The sequence below is a fragment of the Natronobeatus ordinarius genome (genome assembly GCF_024362485.1).
GTDB lineage: Archaea > Halobacteriota > Halobacteria > Halobacteriales > Natrialbaceae > Natronobeatus > Natronobeatus ordinarius.
Map to the genome: position 1 here is coordinate 126288 of NZ_CP101456.1, position 22681 is coordinate 148968.

Annotated in this window: 22 protein-coding genes; 13 read left to right on the plus strand and 9 right to left on the minus strand. The window is 68.2% G+C overall.

Annotation, left to right across the window (positions count from 1 at the left end; genetic code table 11):
- Positions 1-38 precede the first annotated feature (38 nt).
- Both carA and NMQ09_RS00690 read left to right on the plus strand, forming a co-directional pair.
- Positions 39-1112, plus strand: a complete 1074-nt coding sequence (carA, locus tag NMQ09_RS00685) for a glutamine-hydrolyzing carbamoyl-phosphate synthase small subunit (protein ID WP_255192544.1) — start codon at positions 39-41, stop codon at positions 1110-1112.
- Positions 1113-1255: 143 nt separating this feature from the next.
- The gene (locus tag NMQ09_RS00690; RefSeq protein ID WP_255192545.1) at positions 1256-2167 is read left to right on the plus strand and encodes a DUF8054 domain-containing protein; all 912 of its coding nucleotides are present in this window, start codon (positions 1256-1258) and stop codon (positions 2165-2167) included.
- Positions 2168-2294: 127 nt separating this feature from the next.
- Here the strand turns inward: NMQ09_RS00690 and purH are convergent, their stop codons facing one another.
- Positions 2295-3920, minus strand: coding sequence for a bifunctional phosphoribosylaminoimidazolecarboxamide formyltransferase/IMP cyclohydrolase (gene purH / locus NMQ09_RS00695; RefSeq protein WP_255192546.1), 1626 nt, complete (start codon positions 3918-3920; stop codon positions 2295-2297).
- A 166-nt stretch (positions 3921-4086) separates the two neighbouring features.
- Here purH and purB point away from each other — a divergent pair, with 166 nt between their 5' ends.
- Positions 4087-5475 carry an adenylosuccinate lyase gene (gene purB, locus NMQ09_RS00700; protein WP_255192547.1) on the plus strand — a complete coding sequence of 463 codons (1389 nt, stop codon included), beginning with the start codon at positions 4087-4089 and terminating at the stop codon, positions 5473-5475.
- Positions 5476-5523: 48 nt separating this feature from the next.
- Here the strand turns inward: purB and NMQ09_RS00705 are convergent, their stop codons facing one another.
- The 3 genes from NMQ09_RS00705 to NMQ09_RS00715 form a co-directional block, all read right to left on the minus strand.
- Positions 5524-6702 (minus strand): PQQ-dependent sugar dehydrogenase, encoded by a 1179-nt coding sequence (locus NMQ09_RS00705; RefSeq protein WP_255192548.1) that lies wholly within the window; start codon positions 6700-6702, stop codon positions 5524-5526.
- 159 nt (positions 6703-6861) lie between these two features.
- A complete protein-coding gene (locus tag NMQ09_RS00710; protein WP_255192549.1) occupies positions 6862-7515 on the minus strand; it encodes a helix-turn-helix domain-containing protein in 654 nt (217 codons plus the stop codon).
- A gap of 94 nt (positions 7516-7609) precedes the next feature.
- Entirely contained in the window at positions 7610-9484 is a 1875-nt protein-coding gene (locus tag NMQ09_RS00715; protein ID WP_255192550.1) for a molybdopterin biosynthesis protein, read from the minus strand.
- Positions 9485-9621: 137 nt separating this feature from the next.
- On the opposite strand from NMQ09_RS00715, the gene NMQ09_RS00720 reads away from it, so the two are divergent.
- The 3 genes from NMQ09_RS00720 to NMQ09_RS00730 all read left to right on the plus strand — a co-directional run bounded on the left by NMQ09_RS00720 (position 9622) and on the right by NMQ09_RS00730 (position 11215).
- Positions 9622-10260: a metal-dependent hydrolase gene (locus NMQ09_RS00720; protein WP_255192551.1), complete on the plus strand. Its 639-nt coding sequence runs from the start codon at positions 9622-9624 to the stop codon at positions 10258-10260.
- A complete protein-coding gene (locus NMQ09_RS00725; RefSeq protein ID WP_255192552.1) occupies positions 10260-10931 on the plus strand; it encodes a metal-dependent hydrolase in 672 nt (223 codons plus the stop codon). The genes NMQ09_RS00720 and NMQ09_RS00725 overlap by 1 nt, the downstream gene beginning before the upstream one ends.
- A 65-nt stretch (positions 10932-10996) precedes the next feature.
- Positions 10997-11215, plus strand: coding sequence for a hypothetical protein (locus NMQ09_RS00730; RefSeq protein ID WP_255192553.1), 219 nt, complete (start codon positions 10997-10999; stop codon positions 11213-11215).
- Here NMQ09_RS00730 and NMQ09_RS00735 read toward each other — a convergent pair whose 3' ends face one another.
- Positions 11216-12454, minus strand: coding sequence for a molybdopterin molybdotransferase MoeA (locus NMQ09_RS00735; protein ID WP_255192554.1), 1239 nt, complete (start codon positions 12452-12454; stop codon positions 11216-11218).
- A gap of 98 nt (positions 12455-12552) precedes the next feature.
- On the opposite strand from NMQ09_RS00735, the gene NMQ09_RS00740 reads away from it, so the two are divergent.
- The 3 genes from NMQ09_RS00740 (at position 12553) to NMQ09_RS00750 (ending at position 16078) form a co-directional block, all read left to right on the plus strand.
- Complete coding sequence (locus NMQ09_RS00740; RefSeq protein WP_255192555.1) at positions 12553-12915, plus strand: Hsp20/alpha crystallin family protein; 363 nt, start codon at positions 12553-12555, stop codon at positions 12913-12915.
- Positions 12916-12991: 76 nt separating this feature from the next.
- Positions 12992-14599, plus strand: coding sequence for an ABC1 kinase family protein (locus NMQ09_RS00745; protein ID WP_255194621.1), 1608 nt, complete (start codon positions 12992-12994; stop codon positions 14597-14599).
- Between the two features lie 420 nt (positions 14600-15019).
- Positions 15020-16078 carry a hypothetical protein gene (locus NMQ09_RS00750; RefSeq protein WP_255192556.1) on the plus strand — a complete coding sequence of 353 codons (1059 nt, stop codon included), beginning with the start codon at positions 15020-15022 and terminating at the stop codon, positions 16076-16078.
- Positions 16079-16196: 118 nt separating this feature from the next.
- Here the strand turns inward: NMQ09_RS00750 and NMQ09_RS00755 are convergent, their stop codons facing one another.
- On the minus strand, positions 16197-16850 hold the full coding sequence (locus tag NMQ09_RS00755; RefSeq protein WP_255192557.1) for a phospholipase D family protein: 654 nt from the start codon (positions 16848-16850) through the stop codon (positions 16197-16199).
- A gap of 85 nt (positions 16851-16935) precedes the next feature.
- Positions 16936-17715, minus strand: coding sequence for an endonuclease/exonuclease/phosphatase family protein (locus NMQ09_RS00760; protein WP_255192558.1), 780 nt, complete (start codon positions 17713-17715; stop codon positions 16936-16938).
- A 216-nt stretch (positions 17716-17931) separates the two neighbouring features.
- Between NMQ09_RS00760 and NMQ09_RS00765 the strand changes: the two genes are divergently transcribed.
- Entirely contained in the window at positions 17932-19044 is a 1113-nt protein-coding gene (locus tag NMQ09_RS00765) for an aminotransferase class I/II-fold pyridoxal phosphate-dependent enzyme (RefSeq protein WP_255192559.1), read from the plus strand.
- Here the strand turns inward: NMQ09_RS00765 and NMQ09_RS00770 are convergent, their stop codons facing one another.
- Positions 19045-19605, minus strand: coding sequence for a DUF8102 family protein (locus NMQ09_RS00770; RefSeq protein WP_255192560.1), 561 nt, complete (start codon positions 19603-19605; stop codon positions 19045-19047).
- Positions 19606-19722: 117 nt separating this feature from the next.
- On the opposite strand from NMQ09_RS00770, the gene NMQ09_RS00775 reads away from it, so the two are divergent.
- On the plus strand, positions 19723-20517 hold the full coding sequence (locus NMQ09_RS00775) for a DNA polymerase sliding clamp (protein WP_255192561.1): 795 nt from the start codon (positions 19723-19725) through the stop codon (positions 20515-20517).
- Positions 20518-20748: 231 nt separating this feature from the next.
- Here the strand turns inward: NMQ09_RS00775 and NMQ09_RS00780 are convergent, their stop codons facing one another.
- Positions 20749-21309 (minus strand): hypothetical protein, encoded by a 561-nt coding sequence (locus tag NMQ09_RS00780; protein ID WP_255192562.1) that lies wholly within the window; start codon positions 21307-21309, stop codon positions 20749-20751.
- Positions 21310-21419: 110 nt separating this feature from the next.
- Here NMQ09_RS00780 and NMQ09_RS00785 point away from each other — a divergent pair, with 110 nt between their 5' ends.
- Together NMQ09_RS00785 and speB are read left to right on the plus strand one after the other, a co-directional pair.
- Entirely contained in the window at positions 21420-21794 is a 375-nt protein-coding gene (locus tag NMQ09_RS00785) for a translation initiation factor IF-5A (protein ID WP_255192563.1), read from the plus strand.
- The gene (gene speB / locus NMQ09_RS00790) at positions 21794-22609 is read left to right on the plus strand and encodes an agmatinase (RefSeq protein ID WP_255192564.1); all 816 of its coding nucleotides are present in this window, start codon (positions 21794-21796) and stop codon (positions 22607-22609) included. Before NMQ09_RS00785 ends, speB begins: the two co-directional genes overlap by 1 nt.
- Positions 22610-22681: the final 72 nt, after the last annotated feature.

Here is a 22681-nt window from a genome sequence, read left to right on the forward strand (position 1 = left end):
ACAACACTTATACCGCCGGCACAAGTACGCATCTCGTAATGACACCGGCCTACGTAGCACTGGAAGGCGGCCACGTACTCGAGGGGCGTGGTCGTGCTCCGGGGACAGCTCGTGGGGAACTGGTTTTCACGACAGCGTACACGGGATACGAGGAGAGTCTGACCGACCCCTCCTACGAGGAGCAGGTCCTGACCTTTTCGTACCCGCTGATCGGCAACTACGGCGTTCGTGAGGAACGCTTCGAGTCCGACCGGATCCACCCCCGAGCCGTGCTGGCCAAGGAACTGACCGACGACGTCACCGAGTGGCTCACCGAGGAGGGCGTCCCGGCCGTCGACCACCTCGACACCCGTGACGTCGTCACCGACGTCCGGGAAGAGGGCGCAATGAAGTGCGGGATCGCCGTCGGCGAGGACGTCGCCGAGGAGGACGCGCTCGCGGAACTCGAGGCCTGCACGGCGATGAGCGACCACACCGAGATCGGCGCGCAGGTCAGCGTCGCCGAATCCGAGGTCCACAACGCCGAGGGCGACGGCCCGACCGTCGCGCTGATCGACTGCGGCGTCAAGGGCTCGATCGTCGACTCACTGGTCGACCGCGACGCGGTCGTCCACGTCTTCCCCTACGACGCGACCGCCGCAGACGTCGACGGCGTCGACCCCGAGATCCTGTTCGTCTCGAACGGCCCCGGCGACCCGAAAAACTACGAGCAAGCCGTCTCGCTCGTCGAGACGTTCGTCGACGAACTCCCCGTCGCCGGCATCTGCCTCGGCCAGCAGATCGTCGCCCGCGCACTCGGCGGCACCACCGAGAAGATGGCTTTCGGCCACCGCGGCGTCAACCAGCCTGTCCTCGACCTCGAGTCCGGCCGGGTCGTCATGACCACCCAGAACCACGGCTACACCGTCGACGAGCCCGGCGACAACCTCGAGGTCTCCCAGCTTAACGTCAACGACGACACCATCGAAGGCCTCGACGGCGTCGGCTGTGAGGTCCTCACCCGCCAGTACCACCCCGAGGCCAACCCCGGCCCCCAGGACACCCTCGACTTCTTCGACGACGTGCTCGAGATGGCCGCGTCGACCACTCGAGCCGTTCCCGCCGACGACTGATCGTCGGTCTCCGCACATCGTTCGGACTGGTGGTCTCCGTTTCCGACGACAGCCTCGAGCGGTGCGCTCGGCCGATTGTTTTCGTTCCAACCAGTCCAGGACACCGAAAATGAAATGAGGGGTGCGATCATCTCTCAGCAGTGATGAAAAAATCGATCCTCGAACCGATTCGCCAGCCGGAGTACACTGGCGAAAATCGCTGCGTTCCGTGTACGGTCGTCAACCTGGTCATCGCAGGCGTCCTCAGCGTCGCCGTCGCCAGGCGATCCAGGCGCGCCGGAGTCCTCACCGCGGGAATTTCGGCGGCACTAATCTACCTTCGTGGCTACCTCGTACCCGGGACGCCCGCGTTGACGAAGCGATATCTCCCGCCGTCGGTCCTCCGGCTGTTCGGAAAGCAACCGGAGCCGACGATTCGCGGCGGGTTCGGTCCAGTCGAGGCCCCGTCGACCGATTCGGACGAACCCGAGGAGGCCGTCGCCACCACGCCCGAAGACGGTGTCGACGACGGCGAGGAGCCGAGCGATCGACCGCAGACGCCCGAAGCGTACTTCCTCGAGCTGGACGTCCTCGAGCCCTGTGCGGCGGTCGACGACCTCTGTCTGACCGACGAGTTCGAGTCGGCCTGGTTCGACGAGATCGAGCAGATCGAACCTGACGCGATCGACGCGACCGACGCGGCCGCCGCCTTCGGCCTCGACGCCGACGAACACGAATTCGAGATCGAATCGCACGACGAGGCGCAGACGCTTCGCCGCGACGGCCGCCTCGTCGGCCAGTGGCCGTCACAGCCTGCGCTGGTCGCCGACGTGGCCGCCGCCAGCATCCTCGAGTCGTGGGACGGCGACTGGGACGGCTACGAGCCACAGGAACGCGGCGAACTGCTCAACGGCCTGCGACTGTTCCTCGAGACGTGTCCGACGAGCGGCGGGGACGTCGTCCTCCGCGAGGAGACGGTCGAGTCCTGCTGTCAGTCCCACGACGTCGTCGCGGCGATCTGTGAGGAAACCGACGAACGGCTGTTCGAACACCCCGTCCCAGAGTCGACAGTGTAGTGGGAGCGTCGAATGAGTAGTGGAGGCGCCAGCCCGGCACGTCGTCAGCGAGAACCGATCGTCGTAGAATCGCGTGAACAGCAAGTCGTGTCGTCCGCTTCTCGAGTGGGCTCCACCTCCCCGACGTTCAGTCGTGTCGGAAACTTCGCTGTCCCGTAAACGCCATCGCCATGCCGTGCTCGTCAGCGGCCGCGATCACGTCCTCGTCGTTGACCGAGCCGCCGGGCTGGACCACAGCCCCGATGCCCGCCTTCGCGGCTTCCTCGATGCCATCCGGGAACGGGAAGAAGGCGTCCGAAGCCATCACTGCCCCCTCGGCGTCCTTGCCCTCGGCGTGTTCGTCGGCTTTCATCGCCGCCAGCCGGACGGCGTCGACGCGGCTGACCTGGCCCATGCCGATTCCCACGGTCTCGGTCCCCTTCGTGAAGAGGATGCCGTTGGACTTGACGTGTTTGAGCGTCTGCCAGGCGAAGACCATCGACTCGAGTTCCGCCTCGGTCGGCTCGCGCTCGGTGACGACCTCGAGGTCGTCGACCGAAATCGACTGGTCGTCGCGTTCCTGGACGAGCCGGCCGCCGACGATGGGTTTCTCGGTGAACCGCTCCGTGGCATCGCCGAGTTCGCCCACGTCCAGCACGCGCAGGTTCTCTTTCTCGCAGAGGACCTCGAGCGCCCCCTCGCTGTAGCCGGGCGCGACGACCACTTCCTTGAACGAGTCGACGATCAGGTCGGCCGTCTCGGCGTCGCACTCGCGGTTCAGCGAGACGATGCCGCCGAAGGCGCTCATCGGGTCCGTCGAGAGGGCCTTCTCGTAGGCCTCTGCGAGGGTGTCCGCGGTCGCACAGCCGGCGGGATTGGTGTGTTTGATCACCGCCGCGGCGGGTTCGTCGAACTCCTTGATCAGGTTGAGCGCGCCGTCGGCGTCGTTGTAGTTGTTGTAGCTGAGCGCTTTGGCACCCTCGTTGAGCTGGTCGGCGTGGACGACACTCGCCTCGTCGCAGGTGTAGTCGGCGTAGACGGCCGCGTCCTGGTGGGGGTTCTCGCCGTAGCGAAGCGTGTCGAGGCGATCGCTCGAGACCACTCGCCGCGCCGGCAGGCCGCCCGCTTCGTCGGCGACGTCGGCGTCGACCGTGACCTCGCCCGCCTCGAGGTCGACCGCGAGGGCGCCCTCGGCGACCCACTTGACGGCCCGCGGGTAGGCGCGGAACTCGCCCTCGTAGAGGACGCGCTCTTTGAGCGACGCCGCGTCGTCGCCCTCGTAGACGGGGATCGGCTCCTGGGTGACGATCGGGCCCATGTCGACTTCGTCTTCGAGCACCGCGCCGTCGTCGTCGGTCGCGTCGGTCACGACGTGGACCGTACAGCCGGTGACGGAGACACCCGCCTCGAGCGCGTCGCCCCAGGCATCCATCCCGGGGAACGCAGGGAGCAGCGAGGGGTGGACGTTCAGCGTCGTCGGCGCGGCCTCGAGGAACGTATCGGAGAGGATGCGCATGTAGCCGTCCAGGCAGACGAGATCGAAGTCGTAGCCGGAGAGGGCCTCGAGGACGGCCTCCTCGTGCTCGTGGCGGCTCATCCCATCCTCGAGGGGGACGACCTCCGTCGGAATCCCCCGGTCGGCGGCGGCCTCGAGCACCGGCGCGTCGTCGTTGTTCGTGAGGGCGACGGCCAGTTCGGCCCCGCCCGGCGAGAGTGTCTCGATGTTCAGCAGGTTACGCCCCCGGTTTCCGGCCATGCCGGCGATGCGCGTCATACTCGAGCGGGCGCCCGCAAGCGGGAAAGCGGTTGCGGTCTCGAGCGCGGGTTTGTACACGTCCGTGTTCAACCACACCGACAGACGGTTGGAAACAGGCTCGAGCGTGCACATTCTCGCGGCTCGTTTCGACACGCTTTTGCGCCGCCGCGGGCCAGCCACGACCATGACCGACACCCACGCGCTGTACGCCGTCTCGCCCGTCGACGGCCGGTACGGCGGTCGAACCGCGCCGCTGTCGCCCTACGCCAGCGAGGCGGCGCTCATGCGCGCTCGCGTCCGCGTCGAGGTCGAGTACCTCATCGCGCTCGCCGAGCTCGAGGAGACGCCGCTTTCCCTCGCCGACGACGAGCGTGAGCAGCTTCGCAGCCTCTATCAGGGCTTCGCCGAGGAGGACGCCAGGCTGATCAAGAAACTCGAGGTCGAGGGCCACGCCGAGTTCGAGGCGACCAACCACGACGTCAAAGCCGTCGAGTACTTCATTCGCCACCACCTGCCCGAGGGCAGCGACGCCTCGCCGTGGATCCACTTCGGGCTGACGAGCGAGGACGTGAACAACCTCGCTCACCGGCTGCTCGTCCGCGACGCCGTCGAGGCGGTGCTGTTGCCGGCCCTCTACGAGGTCCGCGACGCACTCGAGGAGATGGCTCGCGAGCACCGTGACGTGCCGATGCTCGCACGGACCCACGGCCAGCCAGCGACACCCACCACGTTCGGCAAGGAGATGGCCGTCTACGCCGCCCGGCTGGGGCAGGCGACGGGTCGGATCGACGCGGCCACCGAGAACCTGCGCGGGAAACTCGGCGGCGCCTCGGGCACCTACGCCGCCCACGTCGCGGCCTACCCCGACGTCGACTGGCCGGCGTTCGCGCGAGCGTTCGTCACGGACCTAGGCCTCGAGTTCGAGCCCCTCACGACGCAGGTCAACCCCTGTGACGACCTCGCGGCGCTGTTCGACGCGCTCCGGGGGGCCAACGACGTCCTGCTCGACCTCGACCTCGATATCTGGCTCTACGTCTCCGATCGGTACCTCGGTCAGGAAGCGGTGGAAGGGGAGACGGGCTCCTCGACGATGCCCCACAAGGTGAACCCGATCGACTTCGAGAACAGCGAGGGGAACCTCTCGAAGGCGAACTCGGATCTCACCTTCCTCGCCGACTACGTCACCACCTCCCGGCTCCAGCGGGACCTCTCCGATTCGACCGTCAAGCGCAACATCGGCGCCGCCTTCGCCCACTGCCTGATCGGCTACACGAAAACGACCGCGGGCCTCGGAAAGGTCGTCCCCAACGAGCACGTCATGGCCGAGGAGCTCGAGTCGACGCCCGAGATCATCGGCGAGGCCGTCCAGACGATCCTCCGCCGCGAAGGCCAGGAAGACGCCTACGAGCAGGTCAAGGCGCTCACCCGCGGCCGGGACGTTACGCTCACAGACTTCCGCGAGCTGTTCGACGACCTCGAGGTGAGCGAGGACGTTCGCGAGGAGCTCCGCGCGCTGACTCCCGAGTCGTACACCGGCGTCGCTGACGCGCTGGTCGACGACCTCGAGGACTGATCGGCTCGAGTTCGGTTACCGGTCTCGAGTTCGGCCGTCGACTCGTGCTCACTCGGGCACGAGCCGAACGATCGGCGCGTCGGCGTCGTCGACCGCCACGTAGAGGGAGCCCGTGTCGGGGGCGACCGCGACGTCTCGAATCCGCCAGCCGCGGCCGTCGAGCAGCGGCTCGAGTTCCTCGACGTCCGTGCCGTCGACGGCGAACCGGCCGAGGTACTGCCCCGCCAGGTTGCCGACGAAGAGATCGCCCTCCCAGTCGGGGAACGCGTCACCGTCGTAGAAGGTCATCCCCGACGGCGGGAAGCCGCCGCTGCCACACTCCCAGTAGTAGACCGGATCCACGACGTCGTCGCGCTCGAAGGGGTCGTCACCGACCGGCTCGTCGGTGTTGTACTCACAGCCGGTGTGGGCGATCGGCCAGCCGTAGTTCTCCCCCGCGTCGACGATGAAGAGTGCGTCGCCGTCCTCCTCGCCGTGTTCGCTCTGCCAGAGTTCGCCCGTCTCGGGGTGGACGGTCATCCCCTGGGCGTTCCGGTGGCCGTAGCTGTAGATCGCGTCCTCGACCTCGTCATCGTCGACGAACGGGTTGTCCTCGGGGATCGAGCCGTCGGGCTCGAGTCGAAGCGTCGCCCCGAGTTCGTTCGCCGTGTCCTGGGAGACGTGGTCCGGACCGAAGTCTTTGAACTGGCGGTCGCCGGTGGTCACGTACAGCCTGTCGTCCTCGCCGAAGACAACACGGGAGCCGAAGTGACCGTCCGAGTCGACGAACGGCTCGGCGACGAACAGCTCCTCGAACGCCTCGAGGTCACCCTCGTCGGGCTCGAGTCGGCCCCGGCCGAGGTGGGTGGTCGACTCGCCGGCGTCGTTCGTCGCCGCGTAGGTCAGGTACACCCACGGCTCGTCCGGGTAGTCGGGGTGGAGTGTCACGTCGAGCAGCCCGCCCTGGCCTTCGGTGTACACTGCCGGCGTCCCGTCGACCGACTCGAGGTCGCCCTCGTCCCGGTCGAGCAGGGACAGGGTCCCGTTGCGCTCGGTGACGAGGAGCCGAGCGTCGTCCGGGAGAAAGGCGATCGCCCAGGGGTGACTGAGGCCGTCGACGACCGTCTCGAGGTCGCCGTCGTCGAACTCGCCATCGTCCTCGAACACCGCGGCACAGCCGGCGACCGAGAGCGAACCGACCGCGGCGGTGGCGTGCAGGACCGTTCGCCGATCGATCTCGCGGCTCATGCTGGTCGTACCTACCGAATCGGGTCGACGATACATCAACGCACCGGCACGTGTACGTCGTCGTGACCGTCAGTGATCGGGTACCGTGGGTCGCCCGTCGCAGTCGTCTCGTACATGCACGCATCCCCCGTCGGACACGGTCGCTGGATCGGCGTCCGCTCACCGCGAGTTTACCTGGTCGTTCGACGGCTGGAGTTCCTCGTCGACGAGCGTCTCGTACGCCCGGCGGAGCCGCTCGGAGAGTGCCTGGTGGGAGATGCCGAGTTCGCCGGCCAGCTCCTCCATCGAGATGCCGCGGGGGATCTCGAAGTAGCCCTGCTCGAACGCAGCCGAGAGTGCTTCCTGCTGTTCGGGCGTCAACCGCGAGTGCGCCGCCGTGGTCTCGGTGAGGTCGGTGACGCGGCGAACGTCGGCGTTGACGCCGTGCTCGAGGAGCCGTTCGTGCGTCTCACAGAGGTCGTCGCGGTCTCGAAACCGCATTCTAACCGCCCACCAGCCGTTGGTGGCACGCGCCTCGAGCAGCGCGCCGCCGTCGGCGAGCAGGAGTTCGAAGATGGCTCGCGCGTCGTCGGGGAACGTGACGTCGTAGAGGAGGCCCTCGTCGGAGGCGACGAGCAGTTCGGCCGCGTCGACGGTTGGATCGGCGTCCAACCCCGCCTCAATCGTTTCACGGTCGACGCCGTCGATCCACAGCCCGGGGATCGATCTCGAGACGGACGACTCGAACCGGATCGTCGCCTCCGGGGCGCGGTCGAACGTGGCCGCGAGTACCGTGTCTTCGGCCGGCAGACGAAATTCGGCGATCGTCGACATCGGGGGATATACACCACTCGAGCGTATAACCTCTACTTCGAGTGACTTGACAGTCAGGCACTATTAGCTATCGACGACGAACACTACCGAGTGCTCACAGATTCGCTCGGTCGAGGGCGTCCTCGAGTTCCCGGACGCCCGGCTTCTCGAGTCGGTCGGGAGTGGCGAGCAGTCGCACCTCCTGGTCACCCAGGCGAACGAACTCGAGGTCGAGTCGTTCGGCGGTCGACCGCAGCCCGAGGCCGGCGTCGGCCTCGCCCGCGATCACCTTCCGGGCCGGACTCTCGTGGGCGCGCAGACCGAGGTCGAAGCCGTCGATCGATCCGACGACGTCGTGGCGCTCGAGGCCACGGCGGTCGGCGAGGGCCGCGACGTCGGCACCCAGACTCGCCCGCAGCCCGGAGTCGGTCGTCCGGTTGATGAATCGGAGGTCGCGGTCGACGAGGTCGGCGAGCCCCTCGATCCCGTCGGGGTTGCCCGGGCGGACGAGCAGCCCCCACTCGCGGCTCCAGGTGCCGAGGGGCTCGGCGTCGACCGCGCGCTCGAGCGGGCCGGCGACGACGGCGACGTCCGGGACGCCCTCGCGCAGCCGTCGCAGGGCGGGCCGAGAGCCGATCGAGAGGTAGCGGGGGTTCGACAGCGAGTCGAGCACGCGGCTGAACGCGGGGTCGTCCTCGCCGACGCCGAACAGGGTGGGCGGCCGGACGTCTGGGGAAAAGAGTGACACCGTCACCGCCTCGCCTTCCTCGAGATAGTCGATGTCGGGGTGGATCTCGACGACGCCGTCGGCTTCGGCGAGGCTCGTCGTCGCGCCGCTGCCCTTGTCGACGGGGTAGACGAGCGTCCCTCCGTCGCCGTCTTCGACCAGGCCGACCGGCGCAAGCCGGAGCCGTCCCTGTTCGGATCGTTCCCGGATTGCCATCGTCCCGGCGACGGTCGCCGTCTCGGGTTCGGCCAGCCCCGCGGCCTCGCGGATGGCCGGGGCGACGAACGTCCGGAAGACCATCATCGCCGAGACAGGGTAGCCGGGGAGGCCGACGTACGCCGACCCCTCGAGCCGGCCGACGAGCATCGGCTTGCCGGGTTTGACGCTCACGCCGTGGAGCAACAGCTCGCCCTGTTCGTCGATCACGCGGTAGATCACGTCGACCGCGCTCGCGCTGGTCGAGCCGGACGAGCACACGAGGTCACACTCCTCGGCCGCCCGCCGGAGCAGCCGTTCCATTTCGTCCATGTCGTCGCCCGCGTGGGGGTAGACCACGGCCTCGCCGCCCGCGTCCTCGACGCCCGCGGCGATCGTGTAGCTGTTGACGTCGTAGATCTCCCCGCGGGCGCTCTGGAGTTCTTCCCCCGGACGAACGAGTTCGTCGCCGGTCGAGACGATGCCGACGCGCGGCTTCGAGCGAACGGGCACCTCGTCGATACCCAGCGCCGACAGCAGGCCGATCTCTCGTGGCGTGATCTGCGTCCCGGGGCCCAGCGCGCGTTCGCCCGCCGCGACGTCCGCCCCGGCGAACATCACGTTGTCCCCCGGCGCGACGCTCGTCCGGACGAGCACGTCATCGCCGTCGCTGCTCGTGGCTTCGCCGCTCGCCCGGTCCGTTCGCTCCACGGGCACCATCGCGTCGGCCCCCGACGGCATTACCGCCCCAGTCGAGATCTCGACCGCCTGGCCCTCCTCGAGTTCGACGTCGGGTTCTGCGCCAGCGTGCACCTCGCCGACGAGCTCGAGCCGGGCCGGGTCGGCCTCGTCCGCGCCGAAGGTGTCCCGCGCGCGAAGGGCGTAACCGTCCATGCTCGAGCGATCGAACCCCGGTACGTCGATCTCGGCGTCGATTCGGGTCACCAGTACGCGCCCGCGAGCGTTCTCGAGGGAGACGCGATCGATACCGCCCTCGAGGGCGAGCGAGCGAATCGCCTCCCGTGCCGCCGCCGGCGAGGCGAGGTCGCGAAACTCCTTTCGGTCCATGGGAACGATTCGGTTCCGCGGGGACAAAAGTCCTCCAGCCGCGGCTGGAGCGGGCCGGTCGCCGATGCGGGGCCGGGGCCGACCCCGACAGTCACCGCCGACGATACGTTTAACCTCGCGAACGTCTAGCCCGGGGTATGGCGCCGACGCTCGTCAACGTGGCTTTCGGCGTGGCGCTCGGCCTCGCCCTGCTGGGGGCGGCGTTCGACCGACGATCGATCCTGTTCGTCGCCCTCGCCGCCGCGCTGCCGGATCTGGACGCGGTCGCGAGCCTGGTCGTCCACGGGGCGACGAACGCCCTCCTGCACAACCTCTGGCTCCCCGGGGTCGTCGCCGTCGCCCTCTACTGGGACACGCGCTATCGTGAGGAGTCCTGGCTCGCCGACCGGCACGGCTGGTACGGCGTCCGCGTCGCCTGGGTTTCCCTCGCTTCCTTCGTCGTCGCCGGGATCGGCGTCGACCTCTTTTCCCCCTCGGGAGTCAACCTCCTCTACCCCGTCCACGATCGGTTCTACGCGGTCGTCGGCATCCTGCTGTTCTCGACCCAGGACGGACTCGTCCAGTCGTTCGTCGAGGTCGGCGAGGGCCTGCTCTGGCTCTCCTCGCCGGGGACGACCGCCGACTACCACGTCGAAACGTGGGTGAACCCGACGCCGGGGACCGGCCTCGAGCGAGGCGTCGACCGCGAACTACACCTGGTGGAGACGGGCTGGCAACTGGTCGTCGTCGCGGCGGCGCTCGTCGCCGTCGCGATCCGCCTGTGGGAGGATCGCTGATGCCGTCGACGGTCGTCCACGCCGGACTCGCCCTGTTGCTCGCGGCGGGCCTGCTGAAGGGCGCCTACGACCGCCGGGCGCTCGCGGTCTTGCTCGTGATCGTCGTCGCCCCCGAGGCCGACACGATCGCCGGGCTCTGGATGCCCGGCGCCCACCGGGCGCTGTTGCACAACCTGACGATTCCGATCGTCGTCGGGATCGCCCTCTACTGGGACACCCGTTACCGCGAGGAGTCGTGGATTCGAGCCCGGTGGGGCCCGTGGGGCGTCCGCGTCGCCTGGGTCGCGCTGTTCGTCCACGTCTTCGCCCACATGCTGCTCGACTACGCCCACCTCGAGGGGATCAACGTCTTCTTCCCCGTGGTAGACCGGTTCTTCCGACTCGAGGGCGAGCTGTTCTACTCGACGGCCGACGGCGTCGTCCAGACGTTCGTCGAGATTCAGCGTGATCCGGAGACGGGGGCGGTCGCGACCGACGCCGGCGAGACGGGGACGACGGCGGACGTCCACGTCGCCAACCCCGTCGAGCCGACGGCCGACCCCGTGCCCGACGAGCCGACCGATCGACGGTTCCCCATCGCCGCGAACGGCTGGGAGCTGTACATGATCCTCTCGGGGCTGTTCGTCCTCGTCGCTCGCCGGTTCCAGGATCGCGACGCGGACGAGCCATGATCCCGGCCGACGAGCCATGTCGATCGAAGGTCGTGACTTTATAGATCGCCGATGAATTCAGATACATGGACCGACGCAGACGCGTCCTGGCGATCCTCGCGGTCGCCGCCTGGACGGCGACGGCGCTCGCGCACCTCGTGGTCGTCTCGACCACCGACGAGACCGAGCGCATCGAGTGGACGGAGCGACGAAACCTGTGCTTGCTGTGTGCGAGTCTCGCGACGAACACGCTCGCGTTTACGACGGTCTACCGCCACGCGAAGCGGCTCGGGCAGCGTCGGTAGTCAGGGATTGACTTCCCAGTTTTCGACCGTGACTGTCTCGCCCTCGGGGATCCCCTCGCGGGCTTCCTCGACGACCACCCAGCCGTCCGCGAGCGCCACGCTCGAGAGCACGCCCGAGCCGCTGGCTCGCGTGGGGATCGCCACTCGCTCGCCGTCGCGTTCCTCGAGAGCCACCCTGGCGAACGTTTTAGTACCTGGTTCGCTCGGAATCTTGCGCTCGAGGCGGGCCTGCGTCGTCGGGTGCGGGTCGGGCTCGGCTCCCTCGAGCCACCGCAGCGTGGGGCGGAGGAACTGGACGGCGTTGACAATGCAGGCGACGGGGTAGCCCGGCAGCGCGAGGACGGGGGTGTCCTCGACGATCCCCAGACAGACGGGGTGGCCGGGTTTGAGCGCGACGCCGTGGACGAGCACCTCGCCGAGGTCGTCGATCACCTCCGGAATGAGGTCCCGCTCGCCGACCGACGAGCCCCCGGTGGTGACGACGACGTCCTTCGTCAGGTCGCGCTGGATCGCGGCTCGCAACGCCTCGGCGTCGTCGGTCACGATGTCGCGGTAGGTCGCTCGAGCGCCCCAGCGCTCGACCAGTCGCGAGATCGTGAGCCCGTTGGTCTCGATCACCTGCCCCGGGTCGGGGTCGTGGGTGACGAGCTCCTCGCCAGTGGGGATCACCCCGACGGTCGGCCGCTCGGCGACGACGACCCGTTCGCGGCCGGTCGAGCGGAGCAACCCGAGGTCCGAGGGGCGAAGCCGGTGACCCGGCTCGTAGAGGGGCTGGCCTTCCTCGACGTCCTCGCCCGCGGGGGCGACGTTCTCGCCCTCGGCGACGGCGTCTTCGACCTCGAGTTCGCCCATCGCCTCGAGCTCCTCGACGTGTTCGATCATCACGACCGCGTCGGCTCCCTCGGGGACCTCGCTGCCGGTGTGGACGCGGACGGCTGTCTCGGGATCGACGCGTCCGGCTCCGATCCGAACGACGGCCGGCGAGCGAGCGCTCGCGCCGAAGGTGTCGGCCGCCCGGACGGCGTAGCCGTCCATCGCCGCCCGATCGTAGTGGGGGACGTTTCGCGCCGCCGTCACCGTTTCGGCGAGTACCCGGCCGTCGGCGTCGGTGAGCGCCACGCGCTCGGTCGCCGGCCCCTCGAGTCCGGCCACCGCCTCGCGAAGGATCTCGTGGGCGTCGGCGACGCGCGTTCGTTCCCTGAACCCCGCCTCCGTTCGGTTGCGGTCGGCTCCTTCCATACGGTAGCTGGCGTGGGCGGACGGGAAAAGCGTGCGGGACGGTCGTCGAGGCCACCGCGACCGCGGGCTTTTTCGTATCGGCGTACTAACTTCGAGCCATGTCAGCGCTCCGCGACGCCCTGCGGGACCTTTCGGACGCGGTGTTCTTCGACTTACTCGAGAGCGACGAGGCGTACCTGCTCGTGCTCGACGTACCGGGCGTCTCGGCGAAGACGCTCGACGTCACGGTCGACGGCGGCCGCATCACCATCGAGGCCCAGCGGGAGAAAGACGTCCCCGGCGACTACCGCTACCTCGAGGAGAACCGCTCGATGTTCGTCGACGCCGACCTGCCGCTGCCGAGCGACGCGACCGAACGGGGCGCGGAGGCGTCGGTCAGCCGGGGGGTCCTCGAGTTGCGTCTGCCCAAACGCGAGGCGTCGGCGGAGATGACTATCGACGTCGTCGGCGAGGAGTCCTAGCGCGAGGTGACCGATCCTGGCGTCACTCCGCGCGTACCGACGGTTCGTCGTCGTCGCGTGGCACTTCCTGCCGATCCTGCTCGCCTACGCCCGTGACAGGCGACGGTTCTTCCTGTTCGGTCGTCCCCGACGGGTTACCGCCGAGACCCACCGCCAGCGTGCCGAGGTGTTGCTCGAGTCGCTGTTGACCCTCGGGCCGACGTTCATCAAACTCGGCCAGCTGCTCTCGACCCGGCCGGACGTCCTCCCGCCGGCGTACATCGACGTGCTCTCGGCGCTGCAAGACCGGGTGCCTCCGGCGGCGTGGGCCGACGCGAAGGTCGTCCTCGAGGGTGAACTGGGTCCCGTCGAGGAGCGGTTCGCCGAGTTCGACACCGAGGCGATCAGCGGCGCGAGCCTCGGCCAGGTCTACCGGGGCCGGCTCGACGACGGGACCGAGGTCGCCGTCAAGGTCCGCCGACCGAGCGTCGAGGAGCTGGTCGAGGCCGACCTCCGGGTGATCCGGTGGTCGATGCCGCTCTTGCTCTACTTCGTCGACGACGCGCGGGCGTTCTCCCTCGAGAACCTCGCCGACGAGTTCGCGAAGACGATCCGCGAGGAGATGGACTACGAGCGCGAGGCGACGATGCTCGAGGAGATCCGGGCGAACTTCACCGACGACGACCGGTACCGCATCCCGTCGGTGATCGACTCCCACTCGAGCGCACGCGTGCTCACGATGGAGTACGTCGGCGGGACGAAGATCACCGACGTCGAGACGCTCGAGGCGAAGGGGATCGACCGCGGACGCCTGGCCGAGAACCTCCAGCGGTCGTACATGCAGATGATCGTCGACGACGGGGTGTTCCACGCCGACCCCCACCCCGGTAACCTCGCGGTGACCGACGACGGCCGGATCGTCTTCTACGACTTCGGGATGAGCGGCCGGGTCGACGAGTACGTCCAGGAGAAGATCGTCGAGTTCTACATCGCCGTCGCGAACCAGGACATCGACGCGATCCTCGACGCGCTGATCGCGATCGGAACCCTCAGTCCGGACGCCGACCGGGGCATGATGGCCGAGGTGATGGAGCTCGCGATCCAGGACGCCCGCGGCGAGGACATCGAACAGTACCGCGTCCAGCAGATCGTCGGCCAGGTCGAAGACTCCATCTACGAGTTCCCCCTCCGGCTGCCCAAAAACCTCGCGCTCGTCCTCCGCGTGGCGACGGTCGTCGAAGGCGTCTGTGTCACCCTCGATCCCGACTTCGACTTCATCTCGACGGCCACCAGCTACCTCACCGAGGAAGGCTACCGCGAGGAGTCGATCCGCCGCTACCTCGAGGCCTCCGGCGACCAGCTTCGCCACTCGGCGTCGTCGATCGTCCGCGTCCCGCCGAAAGCCGAACGCCTCCTCGACCGGGCCGACCGCGACGACCTCTACGTTCGCGTCGACGTCGAGGACTCCCGGGGCAACTTCGACAAACTCGCCAAACGGCTCGTCTACGGCCTGTTGCTCACGATGGGGCTGTTCTCGATGGGCGTCCTCTACGCGCTCGAGGCTCCCGAAGCGTCGATCGTCGCCGCGATATTCTCCGCGGCCATCACGCTCTTGCTCTACCGATCGTTCCGCAAACCGCGATCGCTCCAGGCGAAACCACAGTTCACCCGCCAGAACCTCCGCCAGCGCCGGCGCGAAGAGTGACGCCGCCCGCCGGGTGACTCACGACCGTCCCTCGAGTCGACGACCGACCACGCCACTCCGACCGACTCACCACACCACGTGGTCGCGGCGGCGCACCCGTGCGTCGCGCCGAGGGGTACCGAGGCGCGACACACATCCCAGCGCCGCCGGGGAGGCGTGGCGGCCCCATCCTCGAGCGCGTGGCCTCGCCGTCGAGGCGAGGCTCGCGCGAGGATGGGCGGATGCATTCGTGTTTCGTGCGAGCAGCGTCGTTCTCGACCGCCACCCGTCGAATCGCGTCGTTCTCGACCGGCAATCGGTCGAATAGCCACACTCTCGACTGGAGACCGGCGAATAGCGTCGCTTCTCGGACAACCACCCGATGACACGGACCCGAGCTCGCCGGTGAACCGTTTTACCGCAGCCCGTCGAACGGCCTGCATGGCAATCGATCAACTGCTCGAGCTGCCCGTCACCGTCGATGCAGTGAGCCTCGAGCGACGCGAACGCGAAACCTCGAGCGACTTCACTCGAGTGACGACGCTCGTCTCGCTCGCCGGCGACGGCGAGACCGGACTGGGTGAAGACGTCACCTACGACGCCGACGAACACGACGCCCTCGCCGAAACCGGGCTGCCCGAAGGGGAACTCGAGGGCGAACACACCCTCGCCTCGTTCTCCGAACGGGTCGGCGACCTCGAGCTCTTTCCGGCCGGCGACCCCGACCAGCACGCCTCCCGGAACTATCGCCGGTGGGCGCTCGAGAGCGCGGCACTCGACCTCGCGCTCCGGCAGGCGGGGACCGATCTCGCGACGGCGCTCGGCCGGTCACCCGAGCCGGTCCGCTTCGTCGCCAGCACCCGCCTCGGCGACCCGCCGACGGCCGACCGCGTCGAGGCGCTGTGTGAGCGCGTCCCGGGCCTCGAGTTCAAACTCGACCCGACGCCGGAGTGGAGTGCGGCGCTGATCGACGACCTCGCGGCGACCGGCGCGGTCCGAATCCTCGACCTGAAGGGGCAGTACGAGGGCACCGAGGTCGACGTCCCCGCCGATCCCGAGCTCTACGAACGCGTGCTCGAGGCGTTCCCCGGGGCGGTGATCGAGGATCCCGCGCTGACCGACGAGACACGACCGCTGTTCGACGACCCCGACGTCCGCGAGCGGGTCGCCTGGGACGCGCCGATCCACGGGCTCGGCGACGTCGAGGCTCTGCCGTGGGAGCCCTCGTGGCTCAATATCAAACCCTCGCGTTTTGGCTCGCTGGCGTCGCTGCTCGAGACGCTTCGGTACTGCGAGGAGCACGGCATCCGACTGTACGGCGGCGGCCAGTTCGAACTCGACGTCGGCCGGGGACAGCTCCAGCTGCTGGCGTCGCTGTACTACCCGGACGGACCGAACGACGTCGCGCCGCGACAGTACAACGACCCCGACCCGGGGGAAGCGCTGCCGGAGAGCCCGCTCGAGCCGGCGGCGGAGCCGGTCGGCTTCCGGTGGGGATGAGGCGTCAGCCGTCGGTCGATGCCGCCCGGTCGTCGCCTCCGGCGCCGACCTCGTCAAGGTCCGTCTGGCGCTCGTCCGGCCGCTCGAGTCGGTTCGACGTTCTGGCCGGGACGGAGACTCAAACGAGCCTGAACATGGCCGCGAGCAACATGAGGAGCAACAGGACCGGGATAACCCTGAGCGCCACGTTGCGAACCGGGAGCAATCGCGCCTTGTTCGACCAGTTGACGAAGGAGCTCCCGACCTGGACGGGGCCGAAGATGTCCCGGCGCCGGAGCGGCGTCGACGTTGCGACGAGCTCGTCGACCCACTCGAGGAACTGCCGGATGTCCGGGTGGTCGCTGCACTCTCGCCGCATGTCGACGTTCAGCTCCACGTTGTACTCGAAGGCGACCTGCGTGATGTTGCCGGAGCCGATGATACACCTGGGTTCTGGCCCGTCGCGCAGGTAGAGCTTCGCGTGGAGCCCGCGCGGTTGCTTGTACAGCCGCACCTGATCGTGATCGTCGAGCTTCCAGAGGTCGTAGGCGATTCTGGCGGAGAACTGGTCGGAGGCGGGACCGACGATCGCCACCAGCTCGTTGTCCCGCGAACGCTCGAGAAAGGAGACGATGTCGTTGCGGATCGCGCGGTAGCCAAGGTACGTGAAGTAGCCGCTGACGAGGTAGACCGTTCCGTCCCTGGCGAACAGGTCGGACAGGGCCTCCTGAAACCGGCGGTCGGAGTCGTCCGTGCCCAGCAACTCGACGGTCGGCTCGAGCTCGGTCTTCATTCGGTTGGGTACACACACTCCTGGCTACTCAATTCTCTGTTTCGTTCACACGATTTCGGTTCGGCCACTCGAGTTCGCGAGCCGATCAGCGGCCCGCCTCGAGCACGATCGGACGGTGATCTGAGAGCTGGACGTCGAGGACGTCACAGCGCTCGACGGAAATCGACGGCGAACAGAGAAAGAGGTCGATACTGCGCGAGCTGACGAACAGGTCGTCGAGCGGCCGGGCCGGAATCGTCTCGCCGGGGACCCGCAGTTCGAGGGCCGCCCGGTCGGCGAACGCACCAAGCGCACCGGTCTCGTCGAACGTGTTGAAATCGCCGGTCACGACCACGTCCCGGCCACGGGCACGGTCGATGACCAGGTCGGCCAGTTCGCGGAGCTGACGCGCCCGGCTCCGGGAACCGAGCGAGAGGTGGACCATGAACAGGACCACGTCGGCCGCGAGTTCGACCTCGAGGACGAGCCGTTTCCGGCCGGCCGATAAGTAGTGTCTGGTCGTCGGCCGATCCGACCGCGAGAGCACGGCGTTTCCGAGGTGGCCGAAAAACGGCAGCGACGAAACGATCCCGCCGTCGCCGTACTTGTTGGCGACGTCACCCCCGTAGGACAGCCCCCGCTCCTGAAGCGTCTCGAGAAGCGTCCGGAACTGTCCGTCGGTGGCCGTGCGGTGAGAGCCGAGGTCGACCTCGAGCAGCGACACCACGTCGGGGCGCTCGCGCTCGATGACCGAGACGAGTCGCTCGAGCGCCTGCCGTTCGACCTCGGCGTTGCCGAGCACCGAGCTGACCGGCGGCGGGACGTACCCCCCGAGGACGTTCTGGTAGCCGAGCAGGTAGCCGGCGTTACAGGAGAGGATCTTCATGGGACCTCGAGCGTCGACCAACCGACGCGCGTTCGCCCGAACTCGGTAGTCGGCGGGGATAAACATTTCTCCGCCACAGGCAGTCAGGCGTCCGCGACGGTGTGTTCGGTGATAGCGTGCCAGTCGCCGACGGGTCGGACGATGATTCTGGGCCGTGCACGACGAGCGCCCGCTCGAGCCGATGGCTTCTCCTCCCCCCGAACCGTCCGGCCGCGTATGCAGATCGACCCCTTCGAGCTCGAGCGGTGGTTCGCCGAGTACGAACACGAGGCGGACATTATGCTCGCCGAGAGCGGCATTCGGAGCCTGCCCGCGAGCCGATTCGACACGGACCCCGGCGACCTGGGGTACGTGATCCCGACCAACGGCGACCCGGCGTTTCGCGCCGACGTCGCCGAACGCTACGGTCGCGACGCCGACGAGGTGCTGTTCACCTGCGGGACCCAGGAGGCGAACTTCCTCGCGTTCCTCGCGCTGCTCTCCGACCCGGACTCGCCCGACTGCGACGCCGCCTCGCCGCCCCGTTCCGCGTCGTCGAACGCGCACGCAGTCGTCGTCACTCCCACCTACCAGGCGCTGTACTCGGTTCCGGAGGCGATCGGCGAGGTGACGCGCGTTCCACTCGAGCCGGGTACGTGGAGCCTCGACGTCGACGCCGTCGCCGACGCGATCCGCCCCGAGACGCGGCTGGTCGTCCTCAACAACCCGAACAACCCGACGGGACGCTACCATCCCCTGGACCGGGTCGAGGCGCTGTACGACCTCGCCGCCGACAACGACGCCTACCTGCTCTGTGACGAGGTGTACCGGCTGCTCGCCGAGGAGCCGCTCCCGCCGGTCGCGAGCATGGGCCCCTACGGGCTGTCGACGACGAGCCTCACGAAGGCCTACGGGCTCGCCGGCCTCCGCTTTGGCTGGCTCGTCGGCGACCGCGAGGTGGTCGACGCGGCCTGGAACTGGAAGGATTACACGACGATCTCGCCCGGACTGATCGACCAGCACGTCGCGAAACAGGCCCTCGGCGAGCAGGAGGCAGACATCCTGGCGGCCAATCGCGCGCTCGCCGCAGACCACCACGACCGAGTCGAGACGTTCCTCGAAGAACACGACCTCGAGTGGCACGACCCCGTCGGCGTCAACGGCTTCGTCACCGTCCCGGAGGGGTTCGAGAACGGCCGCGAGTTCTGTCGGACCGTCGTCGAGGAGGCGAGCGTCGTCCTCGCCCCCGGGGAGTGTTTCGGCCACCCCGACTACTTCCGGATCGGCTTCGGCTTGCCGACCGACGAACTCGAGGAGGGACTCGAGCGCGTGGGCCGGGTGCTCGGCTGATCAGAAGTCCGTCACCTTCGACTGGATGCGGCCGTCGTCGAGTTCCGCCGCTTCGTCCTCGAAGTACCGCGCCAGTTCGTCCGTCCCGACGTCGTCGCTGCGGTGCAGATAGGCAATCTCGGTGAGCGAGAGCTCCTCGCCGCGTTTCAGTTTGTGTCGCAACTCCTCGACGGACAGCGAGTGGTAGGTCAGATCGAGGTCGACGGTCGCCGCGCGGTCCGACCGGGCCTCGGCGACGTTGACGGCCTCGTGCAGCACCCGCTCGAACTCGAGGTCGGTGTCGCCGACCGCCAGGTAGAGGAAGGCCACGGCCGACACCAGGGCGTCGAACGCCTCGGCGCCGTCCAATTGCGCGACGCGCTTCTCGAAGACGAGTTTCCGATCCGCCGCGGGTAGCCCCTCGACCAGCAGTTCGAAGTCCCTGACCCCCTCGTACACCCGGTCTCGAATCCGGGCCCGCGCGTTTCGCTCCGACTGGACGCTCGCGTACTCGGTCTCGCCGCGCAGGTACGTTCGATCCGCCTCACTCAGGATGCCGCGTTCGCGTTCTCCAGCAGACATACTCGGTATCAGGTTATGCTTTGGTTTTAGCTCATATATAGATACCCTGTTTCAGATTATGTATCGGATACGCTCAACAATACTTATAGCTCCTGTCTCTGATACGACGACCGAGACATGAGTGAAGCGACTTCCACGGTCGGCGAGGCCGGCCGGGACGTGACGGGGGTTCAGGCGACGGTCGAGGCGAACGTTCTTCGGTCGGCCCTCGAGCCGGTGCTCGCGCTGTTCGATGAGTGTCACTTGCAGATCGACGAGGCGGGGATTCGCCTGACGGGGATCGATCCAGCGACGGTCGCCTGCGTCGAGGTCGACCTCGGCCGGGCGGCGTTCGAGGCGTTCGACGCGACCGAGGTTCACGTCGGGATCGACGCGGCTCGGTTCGGCGACGTCGTCGGGATGGCCGACTCGGGCGGGACGGTTCGACTCGCGCTCGATTCCGAGACGCGTCGCCTGCACATTCGGATCGGTGGCCTCGCCTACGACCTCGCCCTGCTCGACCCGGACGTGCTCCGGTCGCCGCCGGAAGGGATCGGCAACTTCGACGGAACGGCGCGGGCAGTCGCCGAGGGCGCTGACGTCGCTCGCTCGATCCGGGCAGCCGGGATGGTCGCCGATCACGCCGAACTCGCAGTCGAGCCCGACCCCGCCGCCTTCGCCGTCTCTGCCGAGGGCGACACCGACGACGTCTCGCTCGAACTACCCGACGAGGACCTCCTCGAGCTCGATCCCGGAGAGGCGCGGTCGCTGTTCTCGATCGACTACCTCGAACCGATCGCGCGGGCGGCCCCGCGAGACGCCGCATTCGAACTCCGCCTGGGAGTCGAGCAACCGCTGTCGATCCGGTACGACATCGTCGACGGGGAGGGGGCCGTCGAGTTCCTCGTCGCGCCACGGATCGCAACGAACTGACCGCAACGAACTGTCGGGAATCGCTGCCACCGGACCTCGAGGACCACCTCCATCTCCGGCGTCTCAGTCGTCCCGGAGGGATTCGAGAACGGCCGCGAGTTCGACGGCCTCGAGCGAAGAAGCGAGCATTGCCCTCGCGCCCAGGGAGTGTTTCGGCCACCCCGACGACTTCCGGATCGGCTTCGGGTTGCCGACCGCGGAACTCGAGCCGGTTTCTCGCCCGTCAGCCGCTCAGGAGCCGTCCGACCGGCAGTCGCCCCACAGCACCGGCGCCTCCTCGCCCCCGTCGTCGCCTCGCTTCACGTCCCGGTGGAGGTCGCGTGGACGATAGCGAGGCTCGCTCACGAGCCGGTCGGCCAGTTCCGGCGGGACCGACACCCGGCGACACTCGCCCGAGACGAGCAGGCCGCCGGGGCCGAACGTGAACTGGAGGTCGTAGTGGCGAACGCGCTCGTCCGCGAGTTCGGGGTGGATCGCCTCGAGCACGCTCGCGACGTACTCGAAGACCAGTTCCAGCCCCGGCGTGTCGGCCGTCCCGAGGTCGACGCGGACGACCGGCACGTAGACGGGGTCGCCCTCGACCCGGTCGACGACGGCCAGTTCGCGCACCGTCGGCGGTCGCTCGAGGTGGGTCCGGCGTTCGGTGTGCGTCTCGGCGAGGCGGTCGTCGAGGCGGCAGACGAAAGTCGGGTTCGAGTGCCCCCGGCGACGGTCACGGCCACGACGACGGATCACGATCGCCACGCCGGTCACGAGGACGACGGCGACGGCGACGACCACCACCTCGTTCATGTCGCCGCGTTGGGCACAGAGCAAGAAGGCGTTTCCTCCTCAAAGCGGGCCGGACGGACTCGCTATGCCGATCCAAACGGTTTATCAAGTTCGGTTGTTTACCCCGCCCTATGGCGAAACAGCAGAAAGAAGTTCGCGACCTCCAGGAAGGTGGCTACGTGGTTATCGACGACGCGGCCTGCAAGATCAACGCCTACTCGACGGCGAAGCCCGGGAAACACGGCAGCGCCAAAGCCCGCATCGAGGCCCGTGGCGTCTTCGACGACAAGAAACGCTCGCTTTCCCAGCCCGTCGACGCGAAGATCTGGGTCCCGATCATCGAGCGCAAACAGGGCCAGGTCGTCTCCGTCAGCGGCGACGACATGCAGGTGATGGACCTCGAAACCTACGAAACCCTCACGATGCGCATCCCCGAGGACGTCGACGTCGAACCCGACGACAACATCGAGTACCTCGAGATGGAAGGCCAGCGAAAGATCGTCTGATGTTCCCCGGGGCGACCGCCGATCGTGAGGACGCGAACTTCGTGGTCGTCGGTGCGCCCCTGGACGCATCGACGACCTTCGAGCCGGGGACCCGCTTTGGCCCCCGACGCATTCGGACCTTTGCGGAGACGTTCGACGACTACGACGTCCGGACCGGCCAGTACTTCACCGAGCTGGGCGTCCACGACGAGGGCGACGTCTACGCCTGGGACGACGTCACCGCCTACCTCGAGTTCCTCGAGGGCACCCTGCGTGACGTCGTCTGGGACGACGCCGTTCCCCTCGCGATCGGTGGCGAACATACGATCTCCGCCGCCGGTGTGCGCGCAGTCGAGCCCGAGGTGTTCGTCTGTCTGGACGCCCACCTCGATCTCCGCGACGCCTACGACGGCAACCCACAGAGCCACGCCTGCGTGACCCGACGGATTCTCGAGGAAGAGAGCGTCGAGGAGGCGATCGTCCTGGGTGCCCGAACCGGCAGCGAGGAAGAGTGGGAGCGTGCGGCCGAGGCCGACGTCACCGTCGTCCCGCCCGAGGAGGTCGCGGACTTCTCGTTCGGGGATCGACTCGAGGACCGCGAGGGCTACCTGAGCGTCGACATCGACGGCGCCGATCCGGCCTACGCGCCGGGGACGGGGACGATGGAGCCGTTCGGCCTCGAGCCCCGCGAGATGCGCGACGTCGTTCGTGAGGTGGCCCCCCACGCGACCGGCTTCGACGTGGTCGAGGTGAACGACCGCGACGACGGCCAGGCCGCTTCCCTCGCCGGGAAGCTGCTTCGCGAGTTCGTCTTCTCGCACGCCGACGCACGGTAACGTCGCCACAGAAGCGACGCCATCGACGGACGGGGTCACCCGGCCACCGGGGAGGACAACGATTTTTAGCAG